Origin of the sequence: Geodermatophilus africanus, from assembly GCF_900107105.1 — a bacterium.
In the GTDB taxonomy this organism is placed as follows: domain Bacteria; phylum Actinomycetota; class Actinomycetes; order Mycobacteriales; family Geodermatophilaceae; genus Geodermatophilus; species Geodermatophilus africanus.
The window spans coordinates 1-24,225 of record NZ_FNOT01000018.1; the positions used below are offsets into that span (position 1 = coordinate 1).

At 75.8% G+C, this 24,225-nt stretch carries 21 protein-coding genes; 11 read left to right on the forward strand and 10 right to left on the reverse strand.

Translation table 11 applies throughout. The features are described from left to right. Positions 1-188 precede the first annotated feature (188 nt). On the reverse strand, positions 189-1,373 hold the full coding sequence (locus BLW63_RS22235; RefSeq protein ID WP_091161131.1) for a glucose-1-phosphate adenylyltransferase family protein: 1,185 nt from the start codon (positions 1,371-1,373) through the stop codon (positions 189-191). A 377-nt stretch (positions 1,374-1,750) separates the two neighbouring features. On the opposite strand from BLW63_RS22235, the gene BLW63_RS22240 reads away from it, so the two are divergent. From BLW63_RS22240 to BLW63_RS22265, 6 genes are read left to right on the forward strand one after another with little or no spacing between them, the layout of a single operon-like run. Then, entirely contained in the window at positions 1,751-2,875 is a 1,125-nt protein-coding gene (locus tag BLW63_RS22240) for a protein-glutamate methylesterase/protein-glutamine glutaminase (RefSeq protein ID WP_091161133.1), read from the forward strand. Continuing rightward, positions 2,872-3,696, forward strand: a complete 825-nt coding sequence (locus tag BLW63_RS22245; protein WP_091161135.1) for a CheR family methyltransferase — start codon at positions 2,872-2,874, stop codon at positions 3,694-3,696. The genes BLW63_RS22240 and BLW63_RS22245 overlap by 4 nt, the downstream gene beginning before the upstream one ends. A gap of 1 nt (position 3,697) precedes the next feature. Beyond that, complete coding sequence (locus BLW63_RS22250) at positions 3,698-4,081, forward strand: response regulator (protein ID WP_091161137.1); 384 nt, start codon at positions 3,698-3,700, stop codon at positions 4,079-4,081. Then, entirely contained in the window at positions 4,078-4,629 is a 552-nt protein-coding gene (locus tag BLW63_RS22255; protein ID WP_091161140.1) for a chemotaxis protein CheX, read from the forward strand. The genes BLW63_RS22250 and BLW63_RS22255 overlap by 4 nt, the downstream gene beginning before the upstream one ends. After that, positions 4,626-4,988 (forward strand): response regulator, encoded by a 363-nt coding sequence (locus BLW63_RS22260; RefSeq protein ID WP_091161143.1) that lies wholly within the window; start codon positions 4,626-4,628, stop codon positions 4,986-4,988. The genes BLW63_RS22255 and BLW63_RS22260 overlap by 4 nt, the downstream gene beginning before the upstream one ends. Then, positions 4,985-5,485 carry a hypothetical protein gene (locus BLW63_RS22265; protein ID WP_091161144.1) on the forward strand — a complete coding sequence of 167 codons (501 nt, stop codon included), beginning with the start codon at positions 4,985-4,987 and terminating at the stop codon, positions 5,483-5,485. Before BLW63_RS22260 ends, BLW63_RS22265 begins: the two co-directional genes overlap by 4 nt. Before the next feature lie 126 nt (positions 5,486-5,611). Here BLW63_RS22265 and BLW63_RS22270 read toward each other — a convergent pair whose 3' ends face one another. The 5 genes from BLW63_RS22270 to BLW63_RS22290 all read right to left on the reverse strand — a co-directional run bounded on the left by BLW63_RS22270 (position 5,612) and on the right by BLW63_RS22290 (position 10,894). Next, positions 5,612-6,070 (reverse strand): ATP-binding protein, encoded by a 459-nt coding sequence (locus BLW63_RS22270; protein WP_091161147.1) that lies wholly within the window; start codon positions 6,068-6,070, stop codon positions 5,612-5,614. 106 nt (positions 6,071-6,176) lie between these two features. Next, complete coding sequence (locus BLW63_RS22275) at positions 6,177-7,841, reverse strand: SpoIIE family protein phosphatase (RefSeq protein WP_091161150.1); 1,665 nt, start codon at positions 7,839-7,841, stop codon at positions 6,177-6,179. Positions 7,842-7,987: 146 nt separating this feature from the next. Next, positions 7,988-8,914 carry an alpha/beta fold hydrolase gene (locus BLW63_RS22280; protein WP_091161152.1) on the reverse strand — a complete coding sequence of 309 codons (927 nt, stop codon included), beginning with the start codon at positions 8,912-8,914 and terminating at the stop codon, positions 7,988-7,990. A gap of 126 nt (positions 8,915-9,040) precedes the next feature. Continuing rightward, complete coding sequence (locus BLW63_RS22285) at positions 9,041-10,240, reverse strand: ATP-binding protein (protein ID WP_091161250.1); 1,200 nt, start codon at positions 10,238-10,240, stop codon at positions 9,041-9,043. Between the two features lie 54 nt (positions 10,241-10,294). Further along, complete coding sequence (locus tag BLW63_RS22290) at positions 10,295-10,894, reverse strand: TetR/AcrR family transcriptional regulator (protein WP_091161155.1); 600 nt, start codon at positions 10,892-10,894, stop codon at positions 10,295-10,297. 70 nt (positions 10,895-10,964) lie between these two features. On the opposite strand from BLW63_RS22290, the gene BLW63_RS22295 reads away from it, so the two are divergent. Continuing rightward, positions 10,965-11,687: a GAP family protein gene (locus tag BLW63_RS22295; RefSeq protein ID WP_170856918.1), complete on the forward strand. Its 723-nt coding sequence runs from the start codon at positions 10,965-10,967 to the stop codon at positions 11,685-11,687. A gap of 23 nt (positions 11,688-11,710) precedes the next feature. On the opposite strand, the gene BLW63_RS22300 is transcribed toward BLW63_RS22295, so the two are convergent. Continuing rightward, entirely contained in the window at positions 11,711-12,109 is a 399-nt protein-coding gene (locus BLW63_RS22300) for a thiol-disulfide oxidoreductase DCC family protein (RefSeq protein WP_211517234.1), read from the reverse strand. Positions 12,110-12,287: 178 nt separating this feature from the next. Here BLW63_RS22300 and BLW63_RS22305 point away from each other — a divergent pair, with 178 nt between their 5' ends. The 4 genes from BLW63_RS22305 (at position 12,288) to BLW63_RS22320 (ending at position 18,911) form a co-directional block, all read left to right on the forward strand. Continuing rightward, a complete protein-coding gene (locus tag BLW63_RS22305) occupies positions 12,288-12,656 on the forward strand; it encodes a phage holin family protein (RefSeq protein WP_091161255.1) in 369 nt (122 codons plus the stop codon). A 78-nt stretch (positions 12,657-12,734) separates the two neighbouring features. Continuing rightward, complete coding sequence (locus tag BLW63_RS22310) at positions 12,735-17,687, forward strand: NAD-glutamate dehydrogenase (RefSeq protein ID WP_170856919.1); 4,953 nt, start codon at positions 12,735-12,737, stop codon at positions 17,685-17,687. Positions 17,688-17,805: 118 nt separating this feature from the next. Continuing rightward, a complete protein-coding gene (locus BLW63_RS22315; RefSeq protein ID WP_170856920.1) occupies positions 17,806-18,465 on the forward strand; it encodes a maleylpyruvate isomerase family mycothiol-dependent enzyme in 660 nt (219 codons plus the stop codon). A gap of 197 nt (positions 18,466-18,662) precedes the next feature. Continuing rightward, positions 18,663-18,911 (forward strand): glutaredoxin family protein, encoded by a 249-nt coding sequence (locus tag BLW63_RS22320; protein WP_091161162.1) that lies wholly within the window; start codon positions 18,663-18,665, stop codon positions 18,909-18,911. Positions 18,912-19,115: 204 nt separating this feature from the next. Here BLW63_RS22320 and BLW63_RS22325 read toward each other — a convergent pair whose 3' ends face one another. From BLW63_RS22325 to yaaA, 3 genes are all read right to left on the reverse strand, one after another. Next, the gene (locus tag BLW63_RS22325) at positions 19,116-20,531 is read right to left on the reverse strand and encodes an amidase (protein ID WP_091161164.1); all 1,416 of its coding nucleotides are present in this window, start codon (positions 20,529-20,531) and stop codon (positions 19,116-19,118) included. A gap of 90 nt (positions 20,532-20,621) precedes the next feature. Continuing rightward, positions 20,622-23,192: a SpoIIE family protein phosphatase gene (locus BLW63_RS22330; protein ID WP_244522737.1), complete on the reverse strand. Its 2,571-nt coding sequence runs from the start codon at positions 23,190-23,192 to the stop codon at positions 20,622-20,624. Between the two features lie 190 nt (positions 23,193-23,382). Next, the gene (yaaA, locus tag BLW63_RS22335) at positions 23,383-24,138 is read right to left on the reverse strand and encodes a peroxide stress protein YaaA (protein ID WP_091161166.1); all 756 of its coding nucleotides are present in this window, start codon (positions 24,136-24,138) and stop codon (positions 23,383-23,385) included. Between the last annotated feature and the right edge of the window lie 87 nt (positions 24,139-24,225).

Consider the following 24,225-nt stretch of genomic DNA (forward strand, 5'->3'; position numbering starts at 1 on the left):
CCTCCGGCCCCCACTCCTCGCACCGCCGCGCAGGGCGTCTCGGGTTCACGCCGCGGCCAGGGGCCGTCCCCCCGCTGAGCTGAGCCCCACCCGGCCGGGCCACCCACGACTTCAAGGAAGTGGTCCCCGGAGGGCCCGATCAGGCAGCACCTCCCCCGGAGTTGCGGCCGCCTCCACGCGGTCCTCCCTCAGTCCTCCTCCTCGGGGTCGGGGAGGCGGGCGCCCGCGGGGACCTCGCTGCCGGCCGCCACCTCGGAGCGTCGGCCGACCAGCGTGACGTCACCGTCCCCACCGACCGTGGCGCGCTCACCGACCACGACGCCGTCGTCGAGCACCGTGCGGGTGACCGTCGCGCCGGCCCGCACGCGCACGCCCGGCAGCAGCACCGAGTCGACGACGGTCGCGCCCTCCTCGATGACCACGCCGGGGGAGAGCACCGAGCCGTGGACGTTCCCGAGCACCCGGGTGCCGCCAGAGATGAGGCTGTTGTCCACCGCCGAGTCCAGGAGCACCCTCGCCGCGCTGTGCCGGCCGCCGCGGGTGTGCACCGCCCAGGCCGGGTCGTCGAGGTCCAGCGGCGGCTCGGCGGACAGGAACTCCTGGTGGGCCCGCCAGTAGGCGTCGACGGTGCCCACGTCGCGCCAGTAGCCCTCGAACGGGTGGGCCCGGGCCAGGCCGTCGCGGGTCTGCGCCGGCAGCAGGTGCGTGCCGAGGTCCTCGAGGCCCTCCTCGCCGTGCTCGGCGGCCAGTGCCTCCAGCCGGTCCAGCATGGCGCCGGGGGAGAAGACGAACACCTCGTTGGTCGCGGTGGTGGTGCGCGGCTCGTCGGGCTTGTAGGCGTAGTCGGTGACCGCCCCGCCCGAGCCGACCTCGACGATGCCGTAGCGCGGGGCGTCGTCCTCGGCGACCTCGGTGGTGACCATGGTGACCTCCGCGCCCGAGCCGAGGTGGCCGTCCACGACCTCGCGGTAGTCGAGCTTGTAGACGGCGTCGGCGCTGACCACGACCAGCGCGTCCGGGGCGAAGTCGCGGACCAACGGGGCGTAGCGCCACAGCGAGTTCGCCGTCCCGGAGACCCAGCCGGCGCGGGCGGTGCCCTGGTACGGCGGCAGCACGAGCAGCCCGCCATCGGTGCGGTCGAGGTCCCACGGCCGGCCGTTGGACAGGTGCAGGGTCAGCGACGCCGGGTGGAACTGCACCGACACCCACACGTCGGCCAGGTGCGAGTGCTGGCAGTTGCTGAGCGGGAAGTCGATCAGCCGGTACACCCCGGCGAAGGGGACGGCGGGCTTCGCGCGCTGCTCGGTCAGCAGCTCGAGGCGGCCGCCGGCACCGCCGGCCAGGACGAGGACGAGGACCCGGGGGAGTGCCATGGCCCCCGGCTACCCGAGCGGACGGCGTTCACCCTCGCGAGCCTTCTCTACGGCTCTCTCGTCCAGGCGCTAGAAACGCCCAGACGACAATCGCGACGCTGACCGTCCCACCGCCGGACACCTGTCGACGAATTGCGCGGATCGGTCGGCGAGCGCATTCATGATCATCGGAAAAGTGTGGCGCGCGATGTTCCCGATCGGCTCAAGGAGGTCGGGGGAGCGGCCGACAACACCCGTGACAGGCACTGCCAGCGGGCGCCGCCGGGGAGCACCCGGCCGGCCGCCTGCTGCACCCCGTTCCCGGCTGCCGGGCGGGTGCCGACCCGCAACGCCAGCTCGCCCCTGGCCGGCACCCCGCACGGGGAGACGGAGGACCCATGGACCCGATCCGGGTGTTGGTCGTCGACGACTCGGTGGTCGTCCGCAAGATCGTCACCGACGTCCTCTCGGAGGACCCGGCGATCGAGGTGGTCGGCACCGCCGTCAACGGCCGCATCGCCGTCGCCAAGCTCGAGCAGCTCAAGCCCGACCTGGTCACGATGGACATCGAGATGCCGGAGATGAACGGCATCGAGGCGGTGCGCGCCATCCGTGCCATGCGCAGCCGCGTGCCGATCATCATGTTCAGCACGCTGAGCGAGCGGGGCGCGTCGGCCACCCTCGACGCCCTCTCCGCCGGCGCCAACGACTACGTCACCAAGCCGGCCAACGTCGGCAGCGTCGCCCAGTCGATGGAGAGCGTGCGCGAGCAGCTCACCCCGAAGATCAAGGCGCTGACCGGGCGCCCGGTCACCACCGGCCGGGCCCGCGCGTCGGTCCCGCCGCCCACCCCCGTCCGCCCGCCGGCCCTGCGCACCGGCGCGGTCAAGCAGCCCGCCGTCCTCGTCATCGGCTCCTCCACCGGCGGCCCCGAGGCCCTGGCGAAGGTGCTGCCCGTCCTGCCGGCGACGCTGCCGGTCCCGATCCTGCTCGTGCAGCACATGCCGCCGGTGTTCACCCGCCAGTTCGCCCAGCGGCTGGACCGGCTCTGCCCGCTCACCGTCGTCGAGGCCGTCGACGGCACCCCGCTGGCGCCCGGCACGGTGCATCTGGCCCCCGGCGACCACCACCTGCGGATCCGGAGGAACGGCCGCGGCCTGTTCACCGCCCTCGACCAGGCGCCGCCGGAGAACTTCTGCCGTCCCGCCGTCGACCCGCTGTTCCGCTCCGCGGTCGAGACCTTCGACGGCGCCGTCCTCGGCGTCGTGCTCACGGGCATGGGCTCGGACGGTCGCCTCGGCGCCGGCCGCATCCGCGAGGCCGGGGGTGCGGTCGTCGTCCAGGACCAGGCGACCTCCGTGGTGTGGGGCATGCCCGGGGCCGTCGCGACGGCGGGCTTCGCCGACGAGGTGCTGCCGCTGGACCGGGTCGCCGAGGCGATCACCCGGCGCATCACCGGACCGTCGGTCGCCCCGGTCCGGCCGGCTCCCACCGCCCCTGCCCACGCCGGAGGACGACGATGACCCTCACCGCGACCAGCTTCGACTGGGTGCGCCAGCTGGTGCACCGGGAGAGCGCGATCGTGCTCGCCCCGGGCAAGGAGTACCTGGTGGAGGCGCGGCTGCTGCCCATCGCCCGCTCCATGGGCCTGCCCGACGTCGGCCAGCTGGTCGACTCGGTCCGCACCCGGCCCAGCCCGGAGTCGACCCGCAGGATCGTCGAGGCGCTGACCACGAACGAGACGTCGTGGTTCCGGGACGGCGACCCGTTCACCGCCCTCACCTCGACGGTGCTGCCCTCCCTGCTGGCGGCCCGCGGCCCGGCCGAGCGGCTGCAGATCTGGTCGGCGGCCTGCTCCAGCGGGCAGGAGCCGTACACGATCGCGATGCTCCTCGAGGACGCGCTGCCCAACGCCACGAGCCGGGTCGCCATCACCGCGACCGACCTCTCCCGCGAGATGGTCGAGCGGACGCGGGCCGGGAAGTTCAGCCAGCTCGAGGTCAACCGCGGGCTGCCGGCGGCGATGCTCGTCCGGCACTTCGCCCGGGCGGGCACCGAGTGGCAGGTCTCCCCGTCGCTGCGGCGCATGGTGACCGCGAGCGAGTGCAACCTGGCCGCCCCGCTGCCGCGGATGGGTCCGTTCGACGTGGTCTACCTGCGCAACGTCCTCATCTACTTCGACCTGCCGACCAAGCAGGCGATCCTCCGCCGGGTCCGCGCCCTCATGCGGCCCGACGGTTGGCTCTTCCTCGGCGCTGCTGAGACCACCCTCGGCGTCGACGACTCCTGGGAGCGGGTCGTCATCGGCCGCAGCTCCGCCTACCGCCCGCTGAAGGGGAACTGACGTGCGTGCACTGGTGATCGACGACTCCCGCGCCATGCGGCGGATCGTGAGCGCGGCCCTCGAGGGGTTCGGCTACGAGACCCGCCATGCCGGCCACGGGCAGGAGGCGCTCGACGTGCTGCAGGAGGGCTACGCGCCCGACCTGTGCACGATCGACTGGAACATGCCGGTCATGGACGGGCTGCAGTTCGTCTCCGCCGTCCGGTCCAACCCGGCCTGGCGCGCCCTCACGCTGATGATGGTGACCTCGGAGAGCGAGCAGGGCCAGATCGTCCGCGCGCTCGCCGCCGGCGCCCACGAGTACGTGATCAAGCCGTTCACCGCCGACGCGCTCCGCGACAAGCTCGCGCTGCTCGGCATGCTCCCCGAGGAGGCCCACCTGTGACGCTCGCACCGGAGTCGGTCGCACGCCCCGCCCACCCACGCCAGGTCATCACCGCGCTGATGGACGAGGCGACCGTCGAGGCCATCGCCAACGAGGCGTGGACCGCCCTCGTCGGCGAGGACGAGCTGCTCGTCCCGGTCCCCGGCGACCTGCCGGCCGACACCGTGTCCGCGTGGGTCGACGTCGTCGGTCCGTGGACCGGCAGCGTCGTCCTCACCACCGGCCGGCAGACCGCCGCCGACCTGACCCGGGCGCTGCTGGGGGAGGCAGCGCCCGAGCTGCTCGACCACGAGGACGTCGCCGACGCGATCGGCGAGATCGCCAACGTGGTCGGCGGCAACGTGAAGGCCGCCCTCCCCGGCCCGTCCACCCTGGGCCTGCCCGTGGTCGGGGAGGCCCCCGTCGTCCGCAACCCCGAGGACGTCTGCCGCATCGACGTCCTCTGGCGCGGCCAGCCACTGGCCGTGTCCGTGCAGGGCGCCCTGCCGCCCCTGCCCACCCCCTCCCCCGTGCACGACAACCCGCACCCGAACGGAGCGTCCCTGTGAAGATCCTCGTCGCCGACGACAGCCGCGTGATGCGGCAGATCGTCATCCGCACCCTGCGCCAGGCCGGGTACGACGACCACGAGATCGTCGAGGCCGAAGACGGCCGCGACGCCTACGACAAGGTCCAGAGCGAGCATCCCGACCTGGTGCTGTCGGACTGGAACATGCCGAACATGACCGGCATCGAGTGCCTGCAGGCGCTGCGCTCGTCCGGCTCCGGCGTCCCCTTCGGCTTCGTCACCTCCGAGGGCTCGGCCGAGATGCGGGACAGGGCCAGCGCCGCCGGCGCGCTGTTCCTCATCGCCAAGCCGTTCAACGAGGAGACCTTCAAGGACGCCCTGGACGGGGTGATCGCATGAGCGCGCCGCTGACCGTCGTCCTGCCCGACGCCAAGGCCGTCAAGGACATGCTCACCGGCCTGGTGGGCAAGCCCGTCAGCGTGGCTCCGGGCGCCCCCGTCACCCCCACGCCGCGGTCGCCGGTGTCGGTGGCCGTGTACGTGGACCCGTCGATGAGCGTGAACGCGCTGTGCGTCCTGGACCTCGGCGCGTCGGCCTACACCGGCGCCGCCCTCGCGCTGCTGCCCCCCGGTGGCGCGCAGGACGCCGTCGAGGAGGACGGCGAGCTGACCTCGATGCTCACCGAGGCGCTGCACGAGGTCGTCAACGTGCTCTCGGCGCTGTTCAACGTGCCGGGCGCGCCGCACTCGAAGCTCTACAAGCTCTACGCCCCGGGCGACGACCTGCCCGGTGACATCGCCGGCTCGCTGGCCGACTTCAACCGGCTCGACCTCGCCATCGACGTCCCCGGTTACGGCAAGGGCGGGCTGTCCCTGGTCATCCCCTCCGGGGCCTGACGCAGCAGACGCCCCGGGACGGCGCTGGAGCGACCCTCCCGCCGTCCCGGGCGCACGACCACGACGGCCCCGAGGCACCGCGCCTCGGGGCCGTCGCCGTCCACGGCCCCCTGCAGGGGTCCTCCTTCAGCTCAGCGCCGGCTCGCGGTCGTCGGTGCTTGTGGGCAGACAGGCCCAGACGTGCTTGCAGCCCTCGTCGACGTACCAGCCGTGCGCGACCGACAGCCGGGCCACGAGGTAGAGCCCCAGACCGCCCTGGGCGGGATCGCGGTCGACGGCCGGGCTGGGCATCGTGTCGGGGTCCCGGTCGCTGACGTCGAGCAGCCAGCCGCCGCTGCCGGCGATCACCGTGGCGACGACGGGGGACAGCCCGTGCCGCAGCGCGTTGGACGCCAGCTCGTCGAAGGCCAGGATCAGCCGCTCGGCCGCCGTGTCGTCGTCGTCGCGGGGGTACCCGACACCGTCCAGCCGGGCGCGCAGCACCGCGCGGGCCGCGGGGAGCTCGGCGATGGCCTGCAGGTCCCACCGCCACACCTCGCCCCGGCCGTCCGGTAGTGGGCGCAACGGCCACGCGAGTCGACCCACTGCCCTCTCCCGTCCGTCGGTGACCTCGTCACGGAGCGGGTTGCCCAGGCGGCTGGGGGCTCAACCGTGCCGCGGCGTTTCCCGCCCGCGGAGTGAGCGCCTCTCGTCACCTCGGCGGGTGCACGCAGATCGCCACCAGGGCGACGTCGTCCCCGGGGGTCGCGGGCAGCATCCGGGCCAGCAGCTCGTCGGCCAGCTGCTCGAGCGGCCGGCCGGCCAGCGCGGCCAGGTGCTGCCGCAGCCGGGCCACACCGGTGTCGACGTCGCAGTCGCGCCGCTCCACCAGCCCGTCGGTGTAGAGCAGCACGACCGCACCCCGGCGCAGCGGCACGGTGGACTCCCGCCGCACCGCCGTCGGGTCCACCCCGAGCAGCAGGTCGCCCAGCCCGTCGGCGAGCACGGTCACCGTCCCGTCGGGGTCGGCGACCAGCGGCGGCGGGTGCCCGGCACTGGCCCAGCGAAGCCGGGTGCCGCCGTCCTCGAGCCGGGCGATCGCCGCCGTGGCCAGCGTGCCGGTGTGCATGGCGGCCATCGCGGCGTCCAGGCCGCGCAGCACCTCCGCCGGCCCCGCGGCGCTGTAGTGGGCGATGCCGCGGAGCAGCCCGCGCAGCTGGCCCATCTCGGCGGCCGCGGCGGTGTCGTGCCCCGCGACGTCCCCGATCACCACCACCGGGTCGCCGTCGGCGTGCAGGAAGGCGTCGTACCAGTCGCCGCCGACGCGGGCGGCCTCCGCCGCGGGCACGTACCGGGTGACCACCTCCGCTCCGGCGATCGTCGGCGGTTCGGTGAGCAGGCTGCGCTGCAGGCCCTCGGCGAGCTTGGCCTGCTGGCTCTGCCGGTGCACCCGGTCGACGGCCCGGCCGGCCTGCGCGGCGACCTCCCGGGCGGTGGCCAGGTCCTCGTCGTCCAGCGTGCGTCCCGGGTCGAGGTAGAGGGTGAGGACGCCGACCGCGCGGCCGTCGGCGGTCAGCGGCAGGACGACGGCGGTGTCCGGGCCCAGCGCGGCCAGCAGGTCGCGGGCGGGGCCGTCGGGCATGACCTCGAGGACGGCGGACACCGGCTCCCGCGCCTCGCTGCCCGCCCGCAGCGCGCAGGCGACGGGGGAGACCGCGGGCAGGGTGTCCAGGCGGACCTCGGCGTAGCGGTCGAGCAGCGGGCGGCGGGCCGGGTCGGCGTGCCAGGAGCCGACGTCGCGGGCCCGGCCCTCCCGGTCGACGACGGTGACCACGCAGCCGTCGGTGAGCGCGGGGACGACCAGCCGGGCCAGGCTGCCCAGCGCCGACTCGCTGTCGAGCGCGCCGGAGAGCTCGCCGGTCACCGCGGCCAGCAGCGCCGTGCGCGCACCGGCCCGCTCGGCGGCGCGCCGGGCCGCCTCGGCCTCGTCCTGCGCCCTCCGGCGCGCGGTGACGTCGACGAAGGCGAACGCGGCGCCGTCGGACGCCGGCCAGGCGTGCAGGGCCGACCAGCCGGGGCCGCCGCGGGGGTCGGGCACCTCCAGGGACACCGGCGCCCCCGTCGTCAGGGCCTCGTGGCAGGCCCGGGTGACCGCGGCCGCCGTGCCGGCGCGCAGCACCTCGGTGACCGGCCTCCCCAGCACGTCGGCGGCGGGGCGCGCGAGCAGCCGCTCGCCCTCGGCGTTGAGCAGCGCCAATCGCCCGGCCGGATCGAGGCAGCCCAGGGCGGCGGGCATGCCGGCCAGCACGCCGGCGGCCAGCCCGGCGGACCGGTCGAGCGGCTCGTGCTGCCGCGGCTGCGGCCCCGGGGTCCCCACGACCGGCCCACCTCTCCGTCGGGCTGGCCCCGGCCCCGGCCTCGGAGCCCCCCTCCTGCCGCCCTGCAGGCCGGGAGGGTGCCCGGATCGTGGCAGCGGGCCGACGCGCTGCCAAGGCGCACCCGCGCGGCGCGCCCCGCGTGTCCTCAGCCGCGGGCGGCGGCCTCGCGGACGGCGGCGGCGACCGCCTCGACCCCCTGGCTGGCCCACACGATGGAGTAGTGGTTGGTGTCGGGCACCTCGCGGGCGGTGATCCCGCTCGGCTCCAGACCGAGCTGGGCCAGCCGCACCTCGTCGTAGATGCCCGGTGTCTGGTCGAGGAACCCGCGGGTCGCCCAGAGCAGCGTGGCGGGCACCGGGAGGTCGGTGGTCGCCTCGAGCACCCGCTCGTTGAGCAGCACGTCCCCGCCGTCCACCCGCACCGCCTCGCGCACGCAGGCGCTGCGCAGCGCCGGGGGCTCCCCGACCACGTCGCGCGCCAGGTAGGCCGCGACCGAGGGCACGTCGACCCACGGGCCGACCGCGGGGTGCTGCGCCCAGAAGGCCCGCACCGCGGCGAGGTCGGGGAAGGTCATCGAGAGGCGGTCCAGGGACGGACCGATGACGGCGGAGAGGATGGCGTCGATGTCGGCTCCGGGCGGCGTCGGGAACGACAGCCCGCCGTCGACCATCACCAGGCCGTGCACGCGGTCGCGGGCCACCCCGGCGGCCGCCAGCGCCGCGACGTACGCCCCCATCGAGTGCCCGACGAGCACGCTGGCCTCGGCCCCCGGATCGCCGTCGGCTCCCAGGGAGTCGAGGACGGCGGTGACGTCCGCGGCGTGCCGCTCCAGCCCGTACGGGCCGGGCAGGCCGGCCGAGGCGGCCCGGCCGCGTAGGTCGGGCGCGACCACCTCGAACTCCCCGGCCAGCGCGCCGGCCACCCGCGCCCAGGCCATGGCGTTGGCGGTGATGCCGTGCAGCAGCACGGCGACGGGGGCGCCGGGGGCCTCGGCGGGCCAGTGCAGGGCGGCGAGCTCACCGCCCTCCACCGGGACGCTGATCAGCTCGGGGTCACGGGCGGGGTCGCTCACGCCGTCCACCCTGCCCGTGCGGAGCGCGGGCCGCAGCCCGTGCCGGGCCGCCTCGGCGAGAGCGGCGATCCCGCACGGTCGCCGGGCCCCGGGCGTGCGAGATCGGCGACCTCGCCGCGGGGAGCCCTACTCCGAGGGGTGGCTGAGCAGGTAGCGGCCGAAGTGCGGGACGGTGAAGGCGATCTGGCCCCGCTCGGCGGAGTAGACCAGCCCCTTCTTGATCAGCGAGTCCCGCGCGGGGGAGAGGGAGGCCGGCTTGCGGCCCAGCGACACCGCAACCTCCGAGGTGGACACGGCCGCCCCGGCCGGTCCGCCCAACTCGGCCATGGCGTGCATGTACTCGCGCTCGGCGGGGGTGGCCCGGTCGTAGCGGGAGCCGAAGAACCCGACCGCCAGCTCGGCCTCGGCGACCGGCGCGGCCACGGCGACGTCCGCGGCGGTGATGGGCGAGGAGGCGGCGACGTCCCAGGTCACCTTGCCGTAGGCCTGGACGAAGTACGGATAGCCGTCGGCGGCCGCGTACAGGGCGTCGAGCGCCTCGGGCTCGAAGGTGACCTCCTCCCGCTCGGCCGGCGCGAGCAGTGCGCGGTCGGCGGCGGGCCGGTCCAGCCGGTCGATGCGCAGGTAGCGGAACAGCCGCTCGGAGTAGCTCTTGGACGCCGACAGCACCGCCGGCAGGTGCGGCAACCCCGCGCCGACGACGATCAACGGCGCGCCCTGCTGCGACAGCTCGTGGCAGGCCGCGCAGATCGCCGAGACGTCGTCGCCCGGCACGTCCTGCATCTCGTCGATGAACAGCGCCACGCCCCTGCCGACGTCGGCGGCCAGCCCCGCGGCGTCGCTGAGCAGCTCGACGAGGTCGATCTCCATGTCGCCGGAGTCGGCCCGCCCGCTCGACGCCGCGACGTCGATGCCCGGCTGCCAGCGGTCACGCACCCGGGGTGGGTGGGACGACGACTCGGCCTGCCGGAGCGCGAACGCCTTGAGCACGCCCAGGACGGCGTCCATCGACTCCTGGTCGGGGTGGCGCAGCTCGCGCAGCGCCATGTGCAGCGCCGAGGAGACCGGCCGGCGCAGCGACTGGTCCGGCCGCGCCTCGATCTTCCCGGTGCCCCAGCCACGGCCGATCGCCGCCGAGCGCAGCTGGTTGAGCAGCACGGTCTTGCCGACCCCGCGGAGCCCGGTCAGCACCAGCGAGCGCTCCGGGCGGCCGTGCGCGATCCGCTCCAGGACGACGTCGAAGGCCGACAGCTCGCCGTCCCGGCCGGCCAGCTCCGGCGGGCGCTGCCCGGCGCCGGGGGCGTACGGGTTCCGCACGGGGTCCATGTCGAGCACCGTATGGCCTCGTCTAGATCGGACCGTAGACGTGGGTAGAACCGGCTAGGGCGTGTCGCGCAGGGCGGCGAGGTGGGCCGCGAGCACCTCGCGGGCCCGGTCGGGCGGCAGCGCCGACGGGCGGGTCACCGCGTGCACGGCCAGCCCGTCCAGGACGGCGTACAGCCGCTCGCCCTCGAGGCCGACGTCGAGCTCGGCCCGGGCGGCCCCCTCCGCGACCAGGACCTGCACCACCTGGGTGCAGAACCCGTGGAGTTCGGCGGCCGAGCGGTCGCGCAGCTCGGCCAGGCGGGGGTCGACCAGCGCCCGCGCGGTGAGCGCCAGCCACACCTCGGTCTCGGCCCGCCGCTCGTCGTCGAGCGGGAGGGTCTCCTCCAGCACCCGGAGCAGGCGGGGGACCAGCGGTCCGCCGGAGGCCGCGACCGCCTCGGCCCGTGCCCGCGCACGCTCCATCACGAGGGTCATGGCGAAGTGCAGCAGTTCGTCCTGGGTGGCGAACCAGTGCCGGAGGGCGCCCATCGACGTACCGGCCTCCCGGGCGACGGTCCGCACGGAGGCGCCCGGGACGCCGTCCCGCCGGATCACCCGCCAGACCGCCTCGGCCAGCTCCCTGCGCCGCTGGTCGGCGTCGACGATCCGGGGCACGCCTCTTGATAGCACGACTGTGCTACTTTCTCATGGCAGCACAGTCGTGCTGGAACGCGAGGGAGGTCGGGTGGACGTCGCACTGCTGCTGTCGCTCGCCGGGCTGGCGCTGGTCGACAGCACGAGCATCGGCACGCTGGTGCTGCCGCTGTGGCTGATGCTGGCGCCCGGCCGGGTCCGGGCGGGCCGGGTGCTGCTCTTCCTCGGCTCGGTCGCCGGCGCCTACCTGCTGCTCGGGGTGGCGCTCGCCCTGGGCGCCGCGCAGCTGCTCGACCCGGTGTCGGCCGCCCTCGAGAGCACGGCCGGCCGCGTCGCGCAGCTGGCCGTCGGGGTGGTGCTGGTCGTCCTCGGCCTCACCGTGGAGCCCTGGACCACGGCGGGCAAGGAGCGGCGCCGGGCGGCCCGCGCCGCCCGCCGCCCCGGGCGGCTGGTGCGCTGGCGGGAGCGGGTGCGGGGGGACGCGGACGGGGGCGGCGGAGCGGTGGTCGGTCTCGCGGTCGTCGCCGTGGGGGTCGAGGCCTCGTCGATGCTGCCCTACCTGGCCGCCATCGCCCTGCTGGCGACGTCGGGGCTCGGCACCGCGTCCACCGTCGCCCTGCTGGCCGGCTACTGCCTGGTGATGGTGCTGCCCGCCCTCGTGCTGCTCGCCCTCCGCGCGGCGTTGCACGACCGGCTCACCCCGGCGCTCGCCCGCCTGGAGAGCCGGCTGTCGCGCGCCTCGGGCGAGGCGGTCGCGTGGGTGCTGTTCCTGCTGGGCCTGTACGTGGTCGTGGACGCCTTCCCGCTGACCTGAGCCCGCGGGCCGGGTGCCGCAGCTCAGGCGGCCGGTCGCTCCCCGGCGTCCGGACGCGGCGGGAGGGCGCAGGCCGCCGTCCCCCCGGGCAGCCGCATCCGGTTGGCCGCCACCACCCGGTAGACCCGGTCGGCCAGCGCCCGGACGAGCGGCAGCTGCAGCAGCCGGCCCAGCAGCGCCCACCCCGACCCCGCCTCGCGCAAGGCGGCGGCGACCGCGCGCGCCCCGCCCACGACGTCCCCCGTGCGCGGCACCCACAGCACCTCCTCGTGCGCGCGGGCCGCGGTGGTGCCCACGGCGGCCAGGTCGGCGCCCTGCCACGGGACGACGGCGCAGCCGGCGGGCAGCACCCGCCGGGCCACGGCGGCCGAGCGGGTGCAGAACCCGCAGTCGCCGTCGAAGACCAGGGCCGGTCGCTGCACGGGGCCTCCTCTCGTCGCGGGAACGCGTGCTCCGTCGAGCATGGACCAGCGGCGGGTGACGGGCGGCGGGGAGGGCACCCGTCGAGGGGCGTCTGCGGTCGTCTGCCCGTGCTCCTAGAGGGCCGTAGAGACGCCGGCACACAGAGTCCTGGCAGGGAGCGCCGCTAGCGTGGGCGGGGTGCTGAGGTTCCTGGTCAAGGTCGTCCTCATGGCCGCCGTCTTCTACGGCGTCGCCTACCTGCTGAACGGCATCGAGGTGATCCCGAACCCGGACGGGCCGCTCGGCGAGCCCGGCACCTACCTGTGGATCGCGCTGATCTTCGCGGTCGTCAACGCCGTCGTCGGGCCGATCCTGCGGCTGCTGTCGTTCCCGTTCGTGCTGGTCACGCTCGGGCTGTTCCTCCTCGTCGTCAACGCCGCGCTGCTCGGCATCACCGCCGCGATCACCGACCGGTTGCAGGTCGACGGCTTCGGCACGGCGATCGTCGGCGGGCTGCTGCTGGCCATCGGCGGCTGGATCGCCGACCAGCTCACCGAGCGCCGCTGACCCCGGGGCCCCTGCAGGGACCCGCCACGAGCGTACGAGTGGTGGGGGGCAGGGGGTCCTTCTACTAGTTTCGCTCTCATGACCCGCACCACCGGCGCGGTCCCGGCGATCCCGGTACCGGCCTCCGCGGAGGACGGCACGCCCGCCGCCGCGACCGAGCTCGCCGCCCTCGAAGCGGAACGCGACGAGAAGCGCCGCGTGCTGGAGCGGGCGGCCCGGGCGGCCGTGGCCGGCGGACCCGGTCTGCCGCCCGGCTGCGACGCCGACGACCTCCCGGCCCTGCTGCGCCGCTACTACTGGAGCGAGCCGGCGGCGGAGGTCCTCGACCAGGACCCGGCCGACCTCGCCGCACTCGCGCTGCGGCACCTGCGGCTGGCCGAGGTGCGCCCCCAGGGGTCGGCCACGGTCGACGTCCAGGAGCTGCCCGCCCCCGGCGGAGCCGGTCCGCGCGCGCTGGTGCTGGTCGCCACCGACGACATGCCCTTCCTCGTCGACTCGGTGACCGCCGAGGTGGTGCGGCAGGGCTTCGGCCTCGAGCACGTCGTCCACCCGGTCCTGGTGGTCCGCCGCGACGTGACCGGCCGGATCCGGGCGTTCTGCGACAGCGCCGACCCGGAGGGGTGCGGCACCGACGCGCTCGCCGAGTCCTGGATGGCCGTCGTCCTCGACGGGCCGCTGGACGACGAGGCGACCGGCGACCTGGTCGCCGGCCTGCGCACCGTGCTGGCCGACGTCCGGGCCGTGGACGAGGACGCCGGCCGGATGCGGACCCGCGTGCTGGAGCTCGCCGACCGGCTGGAGCGCGGGGGAGAGGCGGGCGCCGCCGGCCCCGAGGACCCGGCCGACAACCCCGCCGAGGCCGCGGCGCTGCTCCGCTGGCTCACCGACGGCAACTTCGTGCTGCTCGGGGCGCGCGACGTCGACCTCGCGCGCGCCCGGGGCCGGACGACGGCCCGCCCGGTCGCCGGCAGCGGGCTGGGCGTCCTGCGCAGCGACACCGACATCGCCGCGGCCCCCGACGCCGCCTCGGGCGCCACGCTGCTCGCGGTCACCAAGGCCGACGCCCGCTCGACCGTGCACCGCCGCACCTGGCTGGACCTGGTCACGGTAACCGTGCCCGACGCGGACGGCGGCCCGGCCCGGCAGCACCGGCTGGTCGGGCTGTTCCCGACGGCGGCCGCCGCGCACACCGTCCGCGAGGTGCCGCTGGTGCGCCGGCGGGCGGCCGAGGTCGTGGAGCGCTCCGGTGTCCCGGCCGACAGCCACACCGGCAAGGCGCTGTTCGACGTCCTGGAGACCTACCCGCGCGACGAGCTGTTCCAGGTCGGCACCGACGAGCTGCTGCCGGTGGCGCTGGCCGTGCTGCACCTGCAGGAGCGCCGGCAGACCCGGCTGTTCCTCCGCAGGGACCCCGGAGGCCGGTTCTGGTCGGCGATCGTCTACCTGCCCCGCGACCGGTACACGACCGAGGTCCGGCTCGCGGTCCAGCAGCTGCTGCTCGAGCGGCTGGGCGGCTCGTCGATCGAGTACTCCGCGCGGGTCACCGAGTCGGTGCTGGCCCGGCTGCACTTCGTCGTCCGCCCGCCCGTGGCGCGGGGCGGGCGGGCCACGCTGCCCGACGTCGACGTCCCCGCGCTGCAGGACGCGCTGGCCGCCGTCGTCCGGAGCTGGACCGACGAGCTCTCCGACGCGCTCGCCGCCCGCTACGGCGCGGACGCCGAGCGCCGGCTGGCGCGGGTCGCCGACGCCTTCCCCGCGGTCTACCAGGAGGACTTCCCCGCCACCACCGCCGTCGAGGACCTCGAGCGGCTCGACGGGCTGGCCGAGGGCGAGCTCGGGCTGGTGCTGCGGCGGCCGAGCGGGGCGTCGGCGTCGGAGCCGCGGCTGGCGGTCTACCGGGTGGGCCAGCGGCTGCTGCTCTCCGACGTGCTGCCGATGCTGCAGCACCTGGGGGTCGACGTCGTCGACGAGCGGCCCTACGAGATCGACCGGATCGGCGCCCCGCTGGCCTGGATCTACGACTTCGGGCTCACCGCGCCGGTCGGCGACCTGCCGTTCCCCGGCTCGCTGCCGGAGCGGTTCACCGAGGCGCTGTCGGCGGTGTGGCGCGGCGACGCCGAGGACGACGGCCTGGGCGCGCTGGCGCTGCTCGCCGGGCTGAACTGGCGGCAGGTGACCGTCGTCCGCGCGTACGTGCAGTGGCTGCGGCAGGCCGGCCTGCCCTTCGGCCAGCGGTACGTGGAGACGACGCTGGCCGCCCACCCCGACGTCGTCGCCCGGCTGGTGGCGATGTTCGAGACCCGCTTCTCCCCGGGTCGGGACCGCGGGCGGGCCGCGCGGCAGGAGGAGCTGACCCGGTCGCTGCGCGAGGCGATCGGCCGCGTGGAGTCGCTGGACGCCGACCGGGTGCTCACCGCGATGCTCGCCGCCGTCCTCGCCACCCAGCGCACCACGTACTACGCCGGCGGTCCGCTCGCGTTGAAGCTGCACCCGGCCGAGGTCCCCGACGTGCCCGAGCCGCGGCCGGCCCGCGAGGTGTGGGTGAGCTCGCCGCGGGTGATGGGCGTGCACCTGCGCTTCGGCGCGGTCGCGCGCGGCGGGCTGCGCTGGTCCGACCGGCACGAGGACCTGCGGACCGAGGTGCTCGGGCTGGTCAAGGCGCAGATGGTGAAGAACACCGTCATCGTGCCGACCGGCGCCAAGGGCGGCTTCGTCGTCCGCAGGCCGCCGGCGGAGAGCGAGGGCCGCGACGCCTGGCTGGCCGAGGGGCAGGCCTGCTACCGGCTGTTCATCGGCGCGCTGCTGTCCCTGACCGACAACCTGGTCTCCGACCACGCCCACCCGCCCGAGGTGGTCCCGCCCGAGCGCGTGGTCCGGCACGACAGCGACGACACCTACCTCGTCGTCGCCGCCGACAAGGGGACGGCGACCTTCTCCGACCTGGCCAACGCCGTCGCGGTGGAGCGCGGCTTCTGGCTGGGCGACGCCTTCGCTTCCGGTGGCTCGGTCGGCTACGACCACAAGGCCATGGGCATCACCGCCCGCGGCGCCTGGGAGTCGGTGACCCGGCACTTCCGCGAGCTGGACCTGGACGTGCAGAGCCAGGACTTCACCGTGGTCGGCGTCGGCGACATGTCCGGCGACGTCTTCGGCAACGGGATGCTGCTGTCCGAGCACATCCGGCTGGTCGCCGCCTTCGACCACCGGCACGTGTTCGTCGACCCCACGCCCGACGCGGCCGCCTCCTTCGCCGAGCGGCGCCGGCTGTTCGACCTGCCGCGCTCCTCGTGGGCCGACTACGACCCCGCGCTGATCAGCCCCGGCGGCGGCGTGTGGCCCCGGACGGCGAAGACGATCCCGGTCAGCGAGCCGATGCGCGAGGCGCTGGGCCTGGCCGAGGACGTCGACGCGCTCTCCCCGGTCGAGCTCATCCGCGCCGTGCTGCTGGCACCGGTCGACCTGCTGTTCAACGGCGGCATCGGCACCTACGTCAAGGCCTCGACCGAGAGCGCGCTGGACGTGGGGGACAAGGCCAACGACGCCGTCCGGGTCGACGGCCGCGACCTGCGGGTGCGCGTGGTGGGGGAGGGCGGCAATCTCGGCCTCACCCAGCGCGGCCGGGTGGAGTACGCCCTGAACGGCGGTCGGGTGAACACCGACGCCATCGACAACTCCGCGGGCGTGGACACCTCCGACCACGAGGTCAACATCAAGATCGCGCTGAACCGGGTGGTCGAGGCCGGCGAGCTGGACGCCGGGGGTCGCGCGGCGCTGCTCGGCGAGATGACCGACGAGGTCGCCGTCGCCGTCCTGACCGACAACCACGCGCAGAACGCGGCCCTCGCCGTGGAGTCGACCTCCGCGCGGAGCCTGCTCGACGCGCACGCCCGCTTCCTGCGGGCGCTGGAGCGCTCGGGCCGGCTGGTGCGCAGCGTCGAGTTCCTCCCCGACGACCGGCAGCTCGTCGAGCGGCGGCGCGACGGGCAGGCGCTGACCAGCCCGGAGCTGTCGGTGCTGCTGGCCTACGCCAAGCTCGAGACGGGCGACGCCGTCCTGGCCTCCGACCTGCCCGACGACGCGGCACTGGAGGAGCTGCTGGTCGGGTACTTCCCGGCCGAGCTGCGCCGCCGCTTCCCCACGGCGGTCTCCGGGCACCCGCTGCGGCGGGAGATCGTCGCGACCGCGCTGACCAACCGCGCGGTCAACGTGGCCGGGGTGACCGGGCTGTTCCGGCTGGCCGAGGAGACCGGGGTCCCGGTGGCCGGCGTGGTTCGGGCGCACACGGTCGCCCGGGCGGTGTTCGAGGTGGACCGGCTCTGGGACGCCGTCCGCCCACTGGACAACCGGGTGCCGGCGACCACCCAGGTGGAGCTGCGGACCGAGGCGACCCGGCTGGCCGAGCGGGCGACGCGCTGGCTGCTGCGGCTGCCGGAGCTGACCGCCGCCGAGGCCGCGCCGCTGGGCGCCCTGACCGACCGCTTCGCCGCCCCGGTGGCCGCGGTGCGCGCCGGACTGCCGTCGTGGCTGCTGGGGGCCGAGGCCGCCGCGTTCGCCGAGCGCACCGACCGGCTGCGGCGGGCCGGGGTGCCCGAGGCGCCGGCGGCGGAGGTGGCCGCGGCGCCGCTGCTGCCGGCCGCGCTCGACCTCGCGGTCGTCGCCGAGCGCACCGGCGCCCCGATCGAGCTGGCCGGGCAGGTGCACCAGGCCGTGGCCGACCGGCTGTCGCTGGTGCCGCTGCGCGAGCTGGTCGTCGCGCTGCCCCGCGACCGCCGCTGGCCGGCGATGGCCCGAGCCTCGCTGCGGGACGACCTGGCCGCCGAGCAGGCCGCGCTGACCGCCGAGGTCCTCGGCGGCCGCGACGCCGCCTCCGAGGACGCCGGCGGGCTCGTGGCGCGCTGGGTCGCCGGCTGGGACGGCGCGCAACAGCGGGCGGCCGCGCAGCTGGTCGACATCGCCGCGGGGGACCGGCAGGAGCTGGCCGAGCTGCTGGTCGCGGTCCGGACCCTGCGCGGCCTGCACCGCCGCGCCTAGCGGTCGCGTCCTGCGCGAGATCTGCACAGTGGTGGCCATCAGCCGCTGATGGCCACCACTGTGCAGATCTCGCCGCGGCGGGCGATGAGTTGCGGGCACGGTGCCGGTCTGGATCGGTGTGACGGACTCGTGGCAGGCGGTGGCGGCCGAGCGGGCCGCTCTGGTGGCGGACCTCGGGGACCTGGGGGAAGCCGACTGGCGCGCGCCGTCCCTGTGCGACGGGCTCGACGTCGAGGAGGTCGTCGCCCACCTCACCGCCGGGGCCAGCTCGGGCCCCCTCCGGTGGCTCGCCGGCCTGGCCCGCTGCCGCTTCGACGTCGACCGGATGGTCGACGTGCGCCTGCGCGAGCAGCTCGACCGCACGCCGGAGGAGACGCTCCGGCGGTTCCGCGGGGTCGTGGACAGCAGGACGGCTCCCACCCGCGGCAACGTCGACGCGTGGCTGGGGGAGGCCGTCGTCCACGGCGAGGACGTCCGCCGTCCGCTCGGCATCTGCCACGCGTACGCGCCCGCGGCCCTGGAGCGGGTGGCGCGGTTCTACGCGGCGCGCGACTTCACGGTGCCGTCGAAGCGGCGGGCGGCGGGACTGCGGCTCGAGGCGTCGGACGGCCCCTTCGCGTCGGGGAAGGGGCCGCTCGTGCGGGGACGCACCGTCGACCTGGTGCTCGCCATGGCCGGCCGGCCGGTCGCGCTCGACAACCTCGAGGGTCCCGGACTGCCCACGTTCGCGGCCCGGGTGGTCGCGCCATCGGGTCGAGCACCGTATTCGGCTGTCTAGCGCCTGGCCGAGAGAGTCGCAGACAGCGGTCGATCGGGCGGAGGTCCCGGTCGGGTTCCGTCAGGACGCCGCTCGCGCCGGTCTGCGGGACCCGGCGGCCGCGACCGCCCACCTCGACTGCGTGGCCGGTCGCCCGTTGTCCGGCGCGGGTGGAGCTGCCACCGTGGGTTCGTCCGCCGCACCCCGGGAGGTCTGCCGTGACCGATGTCCCGATCGTGTACTACCTGCCCGGGTGCCCGTACGCGGCCAAGCTGCGCGCCCAGCTCACCCTGGCCCGCGTCCCGCACCGGTCGGTCCGCTTCCGCGACGACGAGGAGGGCGCCGCGGCGGTACGGGCGCACCACCCGCAGGGCCACGAGCTGTCGCCCACCGTGGTGGTCGGCGGCCGGTATCTCCCCAACCCGTCCCTGCGGCAGGTCCGGGAGGCGGTGGCCCGGGCCCGGTGAGGTCGCCCCCGGCTGTCCGGCCCCGGCACCGGGGTCGAGTGCGACGAACTCGTGGCCGTCGAGCGCTGATCGCCACGCGTTCGTCCCACTCGACGCGTCGAGCAGCGTCTACGGCTGTCCAGCGCCCGGCCGATGGGGTCGCAGACGCCGGTCGAGGCTCGTCTGCGACTCTCTGGCGTCAGCGCTAGACGGCGTCAGACGGCGTCAGAGGAGCGGACGGCGCTCGCCGAAGCGGGTGGCCTGCTCGAAGGCGTGCCCGACCTCCAGCACCCGCCGGTCGGCCCGCGGTGGCGCGACGACCTGCAGGCCCACGGGCAGGCCGTCGGGCGTGAAGCCGCCGGGCACCGACAGCGCCGGGCAGCCGGTCGGCGTGATCAGCGTGCAGGAGCGCATCCAGGCCAGGTAGTCCTCCAGCGGCTGCCCGTCGATCTCGGTCGGGTACTCCCGCTCGACCGGGAACGGCAGCACCTGCGTCGTCGGCGCCAGCAGGACGTCGTAGCGGTCGAAGAAGGCCACCACGCGCTCGTAGAGGGCCGTGTGGGCCATCTCGGCGCGGGCGATGTCGGCGCCGGTCAGTCCGGCCCCCAGCGAGGCGTTCCAGCGGATCGACTCCTTGAGCCGGTCCGGGTGCTGCCGCGCCAGGTCGCCGAACGTCGCGTCGAACACCCAGGCCCGGAGCGTGCCGAAGACGTCGTCGGCGCCGGAGAGGTCGGGGCAGTCGGGCTCCACCGTTGCGCCGAGCTCCTCGAACACCCGCACGCTCTCGGCCAGGACCGTGGTGATCGCCGGGTCCACGCGCACCCGCCCGCCCAGGTCCGGCGCCCAGGCCACCCGCAGCCCGTCGAGGCGCTCGGGCAGCGGCGCGGCGAACGAGGTGCCGGGGTCACCGAGGGAGATCGGCACGCGGCGGTCCGGCCCGGCCACCGCCGACAGCACCAGCGCGACGTCGGCCACGGTCCGGCCCATCGGCCCCTGCACCGACATCTGCGACCAGCCCATCGCGGCCGGCCAGGTCGGCACCCGGCCCGGCGTGGGCCGCAGTCCGACGACGTTGCAGAACGCCGCCGGGTTGCGCAGCGAGCCGCCGAAGTCGCTGCCCTCGGCGATCGGCACGAGACCCGCCGCCAGTGCCGCGGCCGCACCCCCGCTCGAACCGCCCGCCGACAGCCCGTGCCGGTACGGGTTGTGGGTGACGCCGAACAGCGGGTTGAACGTGTGCGAGCCGGCCGCGAACTCGGGCACGTTGGTCTTGCCGACCCGCACCGTCCCGGCCGCGCGCAGCCGGGCGACCACCAGCTCGTCGTCCGCCGGCACGGTGTCGGCGAGCGGCGAGCCCCAGGTGGTGCGCATGCCGCCCGTGGCGTGGGTGTCCTTGTGCGCCACCGGCAGCCCGTGCAGCGGGCCGACCTCCTCGCCGGCGACCAGCGCGGCGTCGGCGGAGTCGGCGGCGGCGCGGGCGCCATCGGCGTCGAGCGTGACGACTGCGTTGACCCGATCGTCGACCTGCTCGATGCGGGCCAGGCAGGCGTCGGTCAGCTCACGCGCGGACAGCTGCCGCGAGCGGATCAGCGCGGCCAGCTCGGTCGCCGGCAGGAGGCAGAGCTCGTCGGTGGTGGTCACCCGGGAACTCTGACACCGCCGGGGTCCCCCGTGCACTGCCGGTGCTGCAGGACCCGCGGAGCACGAGGAACGCCGGCAGGGGCCGGGTGACTACGCAGGCTCCGGCGGGACGACGTCCGGGACGTCGTTGGGGCCTGCCTCCGGCGGGCGCGGCCGGTCCTGGCGGTGCAGGCGGACGGCGACCAGCGCGACGTCGTCCTCGGGGCGGCCGTCGACCAGCCGCTCGAGGACCTCGTCGAGCAGCTGCTGCAGCGGCAGGTGGGCGAGGTCGACCAGGGCCTCGCGCAGCCGCACCATCCCGGCGTCGAGGTCGGCGTCGCGCCGCTCGACGAGCCCGTCGGTGAACAGCAGCACCGTCGAGCCGCGGTCGAGGGTGACCACCGACTCCTGGCGCCGCACGTCGGGGTCCACGCCCAGCAGCAGGTCGCCCTTCCACGCGGCCAGCTCGGCCACGCTGCCGTCGGGGTTGATCACCAGCGGCGGCAGGTGCCCGGCGTTCGCCCAGCGCATCCGGGTGAGGCCGCGGCCGCGCTCGTCGTCGGTCTGCTCGAAGCGCGCCACCGTGGCCGTGGCGAGCACGTGCGTCTGCAGCACGGCCATCGAGGCGTCCAACCCGCGCAGCACCTCGACCGGCGGCGCGTCGCTGTAGGTGGCGATGCCGCGCAGCAGCCCGCGCAGCTGACCCATGGCCGCGGCTGCCTCGGTGTCGTGTCCGACGACGTCGCCGATGACGAGCATCGTCGCCCCGCTGGGTTGGAGGAACGCGTCGTACCAGTCGCCCCCGACCCGGGCGGCCTCGACGGCCGGCAGGTAGCGGACGGCGATCTCCGCGTGGTCGGGCTCCGGCGGCTCGGTCAGCAGGCTGCGCTGCAGGCCCTCCGCCAGCTGCTGCTGCTGCGCGTACAGCCGGGTGTTGTCGAGGGCCAGGCCGGCCCGGTCGGCGACGTCCTGCGCGGTGGCCAGGTCCTCCCGCGACATGGCCTCGCCGGGGGCCGAGTAGAGGGTCAGCACACCCAGGGTGCGCCCGCGGCCGCGCAGGGGCAGGCACACGGCCGAGCCGGGCGCCAGCGCGTCGAGCAGCTCCAGCGCCTCGCCGGTGGGCAGCAGCTGCCGCACGTCGACGGCGTCGGCGCGCACCGCCTCGCCCGCGAGCAGGGCCCGGGCCACGGGGGACGTCGCCGGCATGGCGTCGAGCCGGACGGCGGCGTAGCGCTCGACCAGCGCCCGGGCGGCGGGCTCGGCGTGCCACCAGCCGACGTCCCGCGGCCGCCCGTCGCCGTCGACGACCGTGACGATGCACCACTGCGCCAGGCCGGGGACGACCACCCGGGGCAGCCGGCCGGTGGCGGCCTGTGCGTCCAGGGTGCCGGCCAGCTCGGCGCTGACCTGCGCGAGCAGGGCCAGCCGCCGCGCGGAGCGCTCGGCGTGGTCCCGCGCCTGCTTCCGCTCGGTCACCTCGATGAAGTAGACCGACAGCCCCTCGGGGCTGGGCCAGGCGCGCAGCTCGTACCAGCCGTCGAGCGGCGCGGGGTAGTGCGCGTCGAAGTTGACCGGCTCCCCGGTCCGCACCGCGCCGCGGTAGTGCTCCTCGAAGGCGCTGTTCACCGTTGCCGGGAACGCCGTCCAGATGACCTGGCCGAGCAGCTCCTCGCGGCTGCGGCCGAGCAGCCGCTCGGCCTCGGCGTTGACGTGCGTGAATCGCCACTCGTGGTCGAGCGAGTAGAAGCCGGCCGGCATCGCCTCGAGCACGCGCGTGACGCGGACGTCGCCGGTGCGGTCCTCGGTGGTGTCGTACGCGGCACCGAGCACGCGGACGGCGCGGCCGTCCGCGCCCGCCAGCGCCCGGCCGCGGGCCTGCACCCAGCGGGTCTCGCCATCCGGGCGGACGACGCGGTACTCCGCCTCGAAGTCGCCGACGAGATCGATGCAGGCGCGCAGCGCCTCGCTGACGCGGGGCAGGTCGTCGGGGTGCAGCCGCCGGTTGAAGGCGGTGATGGTGCCGTCGAAGTCGTCGATGGTGTAGCCGAACATCGCCATCAGCGGGTCGTCCCACACCAGCTCGCCGGACCGCAGGTCCCAGTCGAAGGTGCCCACGCCGCCGGCGTCCATCGCCAGCCGCCAGCGCAGGTGCTGGCGCTCGTACTCGCCGGTGAGCGCCGCGTACTCGAGCTCGGTCATCACCGAGGCGGCGAGCTGCTGCAGCGTGGCGGCGTCGGTCTCCGACCACTCCCGCGGCAGCGGGTCGAACACGCACAGCGTCCCGACGACGTGGCCCTCCCCGTCGGTCAGCGGGGCGCCGAGGTAGGCGACGACCTGCCCACCGGTGACCTGTGGCAGCCGGCCGACCCGCTCGTCGGCGCGCGCGTCCGGGATGGCCAGCACCTGGGTCTCGGCGGCGGCGAGCGTGCAGGGGGTGGCGGCGAGCCCGGTCTCCCGGGTGGCACTGCCCGGCGGCAGCCCGGCGACGCCGGCGACCGACTGGACGTCGTCCAGCAGCGAGATCTGGCCGGCCCGCACACCGAGCAGGCGTGCGGCCAGCTCGACCAGCCGGTCGACCGCCGGTGAGCCGTTCTGCGCGGTGCGGAGGCGACGGGCGGCGCGGGTGCGCGCGGGGTCGCTGCGCAGCGCCTCCGCCGCCGACTCGAGGTCGGACGTGCGCACGGCGCCACGCTGCCGCGGGGATCCCTCCACGAGCACCTTTCGTCGTGTCGACGCCCGGCTGGGGGGCGCCCCGGGGCCGCAGGTGGCCACGCTCTTCGGGCCGACGCGTCCCCAGAGTTATGCCATGCCCTTCCCGTTGGGCGCAACGATCCCGACGCAGATCACCTCCGCGGCGACGCAGCGTGTCGGCTCAGTTCGCCGCCGCTGCCGGGACGACGAGCGTCAGCGCCGTTCCTCCGGCGTGTTCCACGTGGAACCCGGCGCGTCGCAGCAGCGCCCGCAGCCGGACGACGTCCCCGGGCTCGCCCGTCGTGGTGGCCAGCAGTCGGGCCACGCGGCCCTTGTGGGCTTTGTTGGAATGGCTGACCACGGCCCGCGTGCCGCCCGGGCGCTCGCTGAGCACGTCGAGGGTGACCGCCCCGGGCACCGGGGCCAGCGCGGCGTAGGCGCCGCTGCGCAGGTCGACCACCAGTTCGTCCACGGCGGCCAGGACCGGGCCCAGCGACGGCCGCCAGAGCGCGCGCAGCGTCGGCCGGCCGGGCAGCGCCGAGCCGGCCGAGAGCCGGTAGCCGGGGATGCGGTCGGTCCCGCGGATGAGCCCGAACAGCGCCGACCCGACCGCCAGGCGCCGGTCGGCCCGGGCGCGCTGGGCGCGGGTCATCGACCGGATGTCGAGGGCGTCGTAGAGGACGCCGGTGTAGCGCTCGAGCGCGGGGGCCGTCGGGGCGGAGCGCAGCCCGGCGTTGCGGGCGACCTCGTCGTCCTGCCGCTCCGACAGACCCAGCGCCGTCCGCGCGGCCGCCCGGTCCCCGGCCAGCTCGACCAGCGTGTCGAGCAGGCCGGCGCGGACCCCGGTCAGCTCGGGCCAGGACAGCGCGGCCAGGTCCAGCGGGGCGCCGTCCCCGCCGAGGGCCTTGGTCTCCGACGGTGGCAGCAGGACGAGCACGACGGACCACGCTACGTGTCCACAGGCCGTGTGCCGGATGGCGGTGCCGTGTTCCGGCGAGCCGCATCGGGGGTGGCGCGGACCACA